This is a genomic window from Paenibacillus sp. N119s (assembly GCF_059447605.1).
Map to the genome: position 1 here is coordinate 1 of NZ_JCAJRU010000284.1, position 5,701 is coordinate 5,701.

Consider the following 5,701-nt stretch of genomic DNA (forward strand, 5'->3'; position numbering starts at 1 on the left):
CTCATCCAGCTTGCTTGCAATGTAGCGCTCCACAAATTTTTCAATCGCTTCGTCCTGCCCGTATTTCATGACCAGGAAATCCTCCATGGAACGGGTAATGAGATCCCCGAATTTTTCAGTCAAGAAATTGGAGATCGAGCTGATGATGTCCATATCCTGATCTTTTACCCATTGGTCTGAATTTTCCAGCAATTCTTGGGCAAAATCACGAATCAAATCGTCACCATTGCGGTTATCCAGCAGCTTGGTTACAACTTCTGAAATATCCGGTACACTTACCAAATTCCAATAATACGTTTTGTTGCCTTTGTGATCGGACTGTTCCTCGCCGTTAATCAGCAGATCACCATTCTTCTCAAAAATGGCACTCAATGCATTCAAAATTTCAGTAAATACGTTATAAATGCGGTTATTTTCTTTGTTTAACAGGTCATACAGGTCTTCATAAAATTCAATAAGCTGCTCTGTACGTTCCACATCAGCCCGCAGCCAATATTCGTTGATTTTTGCTTCAATATAAGCATTTTTCTTTTTATCCTTGGATACAAATGCGCTCTTGGCATCACCCAGCTTCTCGTTTGCCTGCTCACGCGCCCATTCAATATCCGTTGGAATACGGTGCAGTGATTCTCGCAGCGTTTCAACATAGGAAAGCAGCATTTTCAGCAAGCTAAACCCTTTTTCAGTATAAATCATGCGAGATACATAAAACGGCCCTTGCTCAGGATGCAGGAACATGCGGCGGATTTGGTCCGTAAACTGCCCTACAATTTCGCCCGGAAGCTGTTTCTTCGCTTTGATATATTCTTCGCGAGCGCGCGTCAGGAACGTTTGCTCCAGCTCAGTGTCCATATTAACTACTTGCATCTTAACCACATTGTTATAACTTAATCGTTCACTGTTTTCAAAACCCGGAAGCGGCTCAGGTACACGGGATTCAAAGTTTTTGATCATGCTATCCAGATCCACGCCCAGCTTGCGGGCAAACTTCTCTACATCCTCCTGATTGGGCGCTTGCTCAAACATTTTGGACATTTTACCAAACATCCGGTATGCCAGATATGTCGTCATTTCCTCCATCGGCAGGACTGCCGAGGAAGCTCCGATAATATTGTAATCGTAGTTTGCTGGATACGCCTTATTCATTTGCGCGATATTGGTACGAATGTTGCTGATATAGTCGTGAATGGCGAACTCTTCGCCCGACTGTTTTTCCTCACTCGCCATAAAATTGGTGATGTTCTCGGCGGTGACATTCATGCAGTAATCATAAGCATTTTCCAGCAGCTTGCCTTCCGTATTTGTAGCCGATATAAGATGACACAGATTAAATGGCGGCAACGGCGAGTTTACAGTCAAAATGTTGCCGTACTGTTGCTTAAAGCGTTCACCACGACTGTCCACATTCATCCAGTAGTCGAGCTCTTTCAGTGCAGCATAGCCATTCTTTTTAATATATTCACGCGTATGCTCGCTCAGGCTTTTATTCGCCAGATTAATATCCGGCGTGAACAGATAGCCCAGCGTATTTACACGGTCTACACCTGCGGAACCGTAGTCGCGCTCTATAATGCCTCGGACGATATAGGAGATATCGAGGAAAGTACCGCTTCCTGTACCGCCGGACAAACCAGACAGCAAAAACACCATGAGCTTCTTGTTGGTGCCTTCAGACAGGGTTTTGATTTTTTTATCAATACTTTGTACAACCTGGTTGATTTTGGTGAATAGTAGTAAACGTCCTGCCTGACGTACCCCTGCCGCCCCGTTCATACCATCGGTAATGCTTAGTTCGGGAGACAACCAGTCAGTGATGTATGGCTCTAAAATGCTGCGGTTTTGCAGCAATCCGCCGATTTCCGCATTGGACAGCAATACAAACTCATTGATGGGATCCAAGCCAATCCCTTTGTATTTTTTGTTGCGGTCTTGTTCATTCGTTTCAAAAGCGAGAAATTCCACATTATCCGGTTTTTCGCTTTTTTTCTTGGAGATCGGATCTGCAGGCAGCTTAAATCTGCGATTGATTTGATATTTCAAGCGGAGAAGGGCATCAATCCCCGTTCCTCCAAGTCCGATAATTAAAATAGGATTATCGATGGTGTCTACTCTGATCTTATCGCTTACGATCCCTCCGCCGAGTGATACGTCTAATTGTTGGATATGCTCTCTAACTACTGGTTTCATAGATATGACCTCCTAAGGGTTCGTTTAGCTGTTTACGGAAATAAATTCCAGTAAAATGGTTTTGTCCACACTTGCCAGCGGAATCGTGAGACGATCACCGTTTTTCAGTTCAAGACCGTTGCCTGTGTCTACAGCACGCCCGGATTTTTCAATCGTAATCTCTGGGGTACTGCGCACTACAATGCGATCCTGATTCGCTGGCGTGAACACGACCTTATCAGTTCCAGCAAATTCTGGCGCCAGTTGCAACAACTGGTGTAAAGTGAATTTGCCCCGGAAGGTGTTCAGCCTCTTATACTGCGGATATGTCTTTTCGCCGGTATTTTCATCCCGGATTTCCAGTACGATCTGGCCGACAAAGCCACGATTGGCTTTTTTGACAGCCTTCCAGATGAAATATGCCGCCACCAGCAAAACGAGCAGTCCCACCCCTAAAAGAATGAGTGGCAGCAGCTTAGACTTTTCAGCAGATGTCGTAGGCTGAGTTGTCCCAGTATTCGTACCGCTCGCTATCCCAGCTTTGGCACTGATGGTTACAGGCTGCGTTTCACGGTAAAAGCTCTTCTCCTCTGCTCTGACGGTTAGTTCATAATCATGCTCATCCGGAACCTTATAAGAGCCGGTAAAAGCATCGCCTGCGTTAGCTAAAGGCACTTCATTCGTTGCACCGGTATCAAGGTCCTTCACCTTCAGAATCGCATTCATATTCGCATACAGTTCCTGGTCCTGATACGGCTGGTTATTGCTCGCCAGATAGGAACGAATTTGAACCGTGTCACCTTTTTTGTATGATTTGGCAGGCAGTGCGTCCAGCTTCAATTCCAAATCATAGTTAAATACCAGATTAATATCAATCTTATCCTGCTGCACTCCCTTGACTTGAAGCTTCCAGTCGCCAGCCACAGGCTTGAGCAATTTAATCAGCGAGTAGCTTTTGGACTTGGACAGCAGTACATCGCTCGAAGGAATCGACTTCGTGTTGCCCGATGGGTCTATTAATCTCGCGTCCACCGGTTTCGAGGACATGATCGAAATGTTAGCTTCCAGCACGCTATCGTTGGGTACAGTTACTGTAACGTCCTGATAGTCGCCGTTAGCCGTAATGGATTGCAAGGGTACCACTTTCAATTTTAGATTGCTGGCGAAAATTTCACTCAAAATGTTCGGCAGGTCGTCCGCCGAGCTCGTTATAAAGGACTTGCCACCCGTTTGCTGCGCGATGTCGGCGAGTTTATTTTTGTTCAGCTTTCCATCTGCATTCAAGCCGATGGTATAGATCGGCACTCCGCTTTTTTTAGCCTCGGCTACAGCCTGCGCCATATCCTGAGCGGATTGGCTTTCAGTTCGGCCTGTCGTCTTGTTAAAATCGTTGTTGCCGTCAGCTAACATAACGATCATAGGCGCATGTCCGGCTGTTTTGCCATCCTGCAAAATGCGGATCGCTTCCTTAACACCTACGGAGGTGTCAGTATACGCCCCCCGGTTCAGCCCGTCAATAAATGTCTTCAGTTCCTGCTTATCCGCTTCGGATGAAATATTAAGCAAGGCTTTCTCGCGCTGTACGACATCCGTATAGGCTACAATCCCAACCTTGTCATTTTGCGTTGACAACATATCAATAAACATTTTCATGGCTTCATTGCCAATTTTCCCAGGATCACTGGTATTCATCGAATTACTTACATCGACTACCAGCACCGCATCCACTTTAGAAGCAGAGGGTGAAGCGGCATTCGCCTTCTGTGGCTGCCAGGCCGAAATCGAGGCCATGATCATTGTACATATGATTCCGATGACCAAAAACCATTTTCTGTCTCTACTAAACATCGCTTGTACCCCTTTGCCGATTAATTCTCATTCTAAATTACAGTTGTACTCCACTACTATTAAATTATAATGAGTTTTACATGAGCGCCAGCTGAATATCCTGCCCGAGCGGCCTAAATGCGACTAAAAAGCCTATCATACCGCGAGATTTTACCAATATCCTGCAGTAATGATATAATTATACCCCAACAAGGGCAATCGGGCACCAGCCTTCTCCTTTATACGACAAAAATAACTCTAGCGAAACCCGCTCATGTAAAACAGTAACATAAAAAATCTAAACAGAAAGAGGAAGTACACTATGATCTCATACGGATGTCTGGCGATTATGTTTCTTTTTGTCGCCATTAAATCACTAATTTACTATATACATAAAAAACGCGCCCCGTCGATTACACAAATCGACACCGAGCTTCTCGCACTGCTGAACCGGAGAAGTGAGCACAATGAATAGTTCCAAGCAGGCTGTGCAATTTCGCACCTTTACCCGTACAGAACATGCCTTTCAAAAGCTGAGAGTCTGCAAGCGCTGCGGACAATTCACCGCCCTTTGGGAAGAGAAATGTACATCCTGTGGTCGGGATACACTGGTTCCCATCGAGCAATATGCCAGACTCAGAACCAAATGTTATTTTCATAAAGACCTTACCGTCGGTATCGCGTTGCTGGCTGCTTCTGTCTTTTTTGGCCACTCGCCACAGCAAATGTTACTGTACGGTGTCGTCGGTGCACTTCTCCTACTGCCCTTGATCCTTCTACAACAGCGCATCGTTACTTATGAGCAGCGTAGGCAGCTTATCCGCCTATTTAGAGGCCGTATCGAACAGATCCAGGAAGGTTTAAACGTAAATCATAAAAATGCGGTTGCCCTGCGGCAGCTTAGTGAGCGTGTCTGTTATGAAATGCTACGCGAGATTGCCATACTCATTCACAATGATCGGATAAGGCTACAGCAGGTCGCTTTGCTGCAATCTTTTGTTCTCCGCAAGGACATGGAATTAACGCTCGATCCTCTTCTGATCAAAAGCTTTGAACCACTTATGGTCAGATACATTGGAGAGGTTGCCCGACTCCATCGTGAGCTGATCAAGGAACGGACATTCCGATATGTGGTTTTTTATGAGCGCCGTATTTTGGAGATGGCAGGGGGCGAAGATATTCTCGTTCGCGTAGCCAGTGCCGCTGTCCGTAAAAAACGCTACGTAGTCACCCATGCCGCTTTCATTTCCAGATATGTTCGGAAGCTGCCAAAAGAACGGATCCAACGTTTATATCATATCATCCAGGAGAATCCGTTAGAACCCTTTGGAGATTTGGCCGATGAAGTGAAGATCATGTACCTGATGGAGCAGTATAAAAACTGATCTGTCCTAACGCCCTTTTATATATGACGTCATTAGCATGACAAACCACTGCAATAAAGCAGCAAAAAACCGTCAGGATCGCCTAGGTGGTATCATCCCCTTCAAGTATACACTCTTAAAAAACCTTGTGTGTTACCATGAGGGTATGAGTGAACCTGGAGGGGATTTTCGGATGGCTAACCAACTCAAAGTTTGGGTGAAAAAGTTTCGAAATGCTGAACCGTCGATTGGCGCAAGGGTTCATCCAGCCCGATGAAGGGGTGGACTACTTAAAAAGCGATATATCAAATCTGATGACGGAGCGAAGCTCAGCGCTTTCAGGA

At 45.6% G+C, this 5,701-nt stretch carries 4 protein-coding genes; 2 read left to right on the forward strand and 2 right to left on the reverse strand.

Annotation, left to right across the window (positions count from 1 at the left end; all coding sequences use genetic code 11):
- Together AC5V8P_RS22790 and AC5V8P_RS22795 are read right to left on the reverse strand one after the other, a co-directional pair.
- Nucleotides 1–2,187: tubulin-like doman-containing protein (locus tag AC5V8P_RS22790; RefSeq protein WP_495473891.1), on the reverse strand; the 2,187-nt coding region annotated here is incomplete at its 3' end.
- Nucleotides 2,188–2,211: 24 nt separating this feature from the next.
- Nucleotides 2,212–4,014 carry a vWA domain-containing protein gene (locus AC5V8P_RS22795; protein ID WP_064797902.1) on the reverse strand — a complete coding sequence of 601 codons (1,803 nt, stop codon included), beginning with the start codon at nucleotides 4,012–4,014 and terminating at the stop codon, nucleotides 2,212–2,214.
- Nucleotides 4,015–4,315: 301 nt separating this feature from the next.
- Here AC5V8P_RS22795 and AC5V8P_RS22800 point away from each other — a divergent pair, with 301 nt between their 5' ends.
- Nucleotides 4,316–4,468: a hypothetical protein gene (locus AC5V8P_RS22800; protein ID WP_165147246.1), complete on the forward strand. Its 153-nt coding sequence runs from the start codon at nucleotides 4,316–4,318 to the stop codon at nucleotides 4,466–4,468.
- Nucleotides 4,461–5,378, forward strand: a complete 918-nt coding sequence (locus AC5V8P_RS22805) for a hypothetical protein (RefSeq protein ID WP_064797903.1) — start codon at nucleotides 4,461–4,463, stop codon at nucleotides 5,376–5,378. The genes AC5V8P_RS22800 and AC5V8P_RS22805 overlap by 8 nt, the downstream gene beginning before the upstream one ends.
- Nucleotides 5,379–5,701 lie beyond the last annotated feature (323 nt).